Raw genomic sequence first — 2,500 nt, 5'->3', positions numbered from 1 at the left:
CCGTCAGAGCCCGGCCGGCCTTATGGCAGTGGGGGTGATGGCGTGCCTTTTGAAGAATGAGCCTGCGAGTTAGCGGTGTGTGGCAAGGTTAACCCGTGTGGGGTAGCCGTAGCGAAAGCGAGTCCTAATAGGGCGATTGAGTCGCGCGCTCTAGACCCGAAGCGAAGTGATCTAGCCATGGGCAGGTTGAAGCGCCGGTAAGACGGCGTGGAGGACCGAACCCACTTCAGTTGAAAATGGAGGGGATGACCTGTGGTTAGGGGTGAAAGGCCAATCAAACTTCGTGATAGCTGGTTCTCCCCGAAATGCATTTAGGTGCAGCGTTGTGTGTTTCTTGCCGGAGGTAGAGCACTGGATAGCCGATGGGCCCGACCAGGTTACTGACGTTAGCCAAACTCCGAATGCCGGTAAGTGAGAGCGCAGCAGTGAGACAGTGGGGGATAAGCTCCATTGTCGAGAGGGAAACAGCCCAGACCATCAGCTAAGGCCCCTAAGCGGTAACTAAGTGGAAAAGGATGTGGAGTCGCAGTGACAACCAGGAGGTTGGCTTGGAAGCAGCCACCCTTGAAAGAGTGCGTAATAGCTCACTGGTCAAGTGATTCCGCGCCGACAATGTAGCGGGGCTCAAGTTATCCGCCGAAGCTATGGCACTCCGGTTTTCCGGGGTGGGTAGGGGAGCGTCGTGTATCGGGTGAAGCAGCGGAGTGATCCAGCGGTGGACGGTACGCGAGTGAGAATGCAGGCATGAGTAGCGAATGATGTGTGAGAAACACATCCGCCGATTGATCAAGGGTTCCAGGGTCAAGCTAATCTGCCCTGGGTAAGTCGGGACCTAAGGCGAGGCCGACAGGCGTAGTCGATGGACAACGGGTTGATATTCCCGTACCGGCGAAGTGACGCCCATGATGAGGCGCATGATGCTAACCATCTGAAGCGCACGTGACCGATCCCTTCGGGGTGAGGCGTGTGTGTGGAACATGGGACCCGAGTGTGTAGTAGTCAAGTGATGGGGTGACGCAGGAAGGTAGTCGAACCGGCGCGATGGTTGTCGCCGGCCAAGCATGTAGGACTGAGTCTAGGCAAATCCGGGCTCTGTATGTCTGAGATGTGATGGGGAGCCGTTTGGTGAAGTCGATGATCCTATGCTGTCGAGAAAAACCTCTAGCGAGTCATGAGCCGCCCGTACCCCAAACCGACTCAGGTGATCAGGTAGAGAATACCGAGGCGATCGAGCGAACCATGGTTAAGGAACTCGGCAAAATGCCCCCGTAACTTCGGGAGAAGGGGGGCCCGGATCGTGAACCCACTAGCTGGGGGAAGCGTGAAGGGCCGCAGAGACCAGGCCCAAGCGACTGTTTACTAAAAACACAGGTCCGTGCGAAGTTGTAAGACGATGTATACGGACTGACTCCTGCCCGGTGCTGGAAGGTTAAGAGGACGGGTTAGCCTCACGGCGAAGCTCAGAATTTAAGCCCCAGTAAACGGCGGTGGTAACTATAACCATCCTAAGGTAGCGAAATTCCTTGTCGGGTAAGTTCCGACCTGCACGAATGGAGTAACGACTTGGGCGCTGTCTCAACCGTGGACTCGGCGAAATTGCACTACGAGTAAAGATGCTCGTTACGCGCGGCAGGACGGAAAGACCCCGGGACCTTTACTATAGTTTGGTATTGGTGTTTGGTTCGGCTTGTGTAGGATAGGTGGGAGACTGTGAAGCGCACACGCCAGTGTGTGTGGAGTCATCGTTGAAATACCACTCTGGTCGTACTAGATGTCTAACTTCGGACCATGATCTGGTTCAGGGACAGTGCCTGATGGGTAGTTTAACTGGGGCGGTTGCCTCCTAAAATGTAACGGAGGCGCTCAAAGGTTCCCTCAGCCTGGTTGGCAATCAGGTGGCGAGTGTAAGTGCACAAGGGAGCTTGACTGTGAGACAGACATGTCGAGCAGGGACGAAAGTCGGAACTAGTGATCTGGCCACGGCATGTGGAAGCGTGGTCACTCAACGGATAAAAGGTACCCCGGGGATAACAGGCTGATCTTCCCCAAGAGTCCATATCGACGGGATGGTTTGGCACCTCGATGTCGGCTCGTCGCATCCTGGGGCTGGAGTAGGTCCCAAGGGTTGGGCTGTTCGCCCATTAAAGCGGCACGCGAGCTGGGTTTAGAACGTCGTGAGACAGTTCGGTCCCTATCCGCCGCGCGCGTAGGAAACTTGAGAAAGGCTGTCCCTAGTACGAGAGGACCGGGATGGACGAACCTCTGGTGTGCCAGTTGTACCGCCAGGTGCATGGCTGGTTGGCTACGTTCGGAAGTGATAACCGCTGAACGCATCTAAGCGGGAAGCACGTTTCAAGATGAGGTTTCCCACCCTTTATGGGTTAAGGCCCCCTACAGACTATGGGGTTGATAGGCCGGAGGTGTACAGCAGTGATGCCCAGCCGACCGGTACTAATAGGCCGAGGGCTTATCTTTCATAAACCCTCAACAAAAACAACAA

1 rRNA gene (only partly in view) is annotated in these 2,500 nt (G+C 55.5%); it reads left to right on the top strand.

Annotated elements, in window-relative coordinates:
- Nucleotides 1-2,475, top strand: a 23S ribosomal RNA gene (locus tag ACFVDI_RS09370); it begins 616 nt to the left of the window's first position.
- Nucleotides 2,476-2,500 lie beyond the last annotated feature (25 nt).

It is taken from the genome of Nocardioides sp. NPDC057767, assembly GCF_042798275.1.
Classification (GTDB): domain Bacteria; phylum Actinomycetota; class Actinomycetes; order Propionibacteriales; family Nocardioidaceae; genus Nocardioides.
Note: the sequence above shows the minus strand (reverse complement) of the source record. Positions and strands in the feature narration are given on the sequence as shown.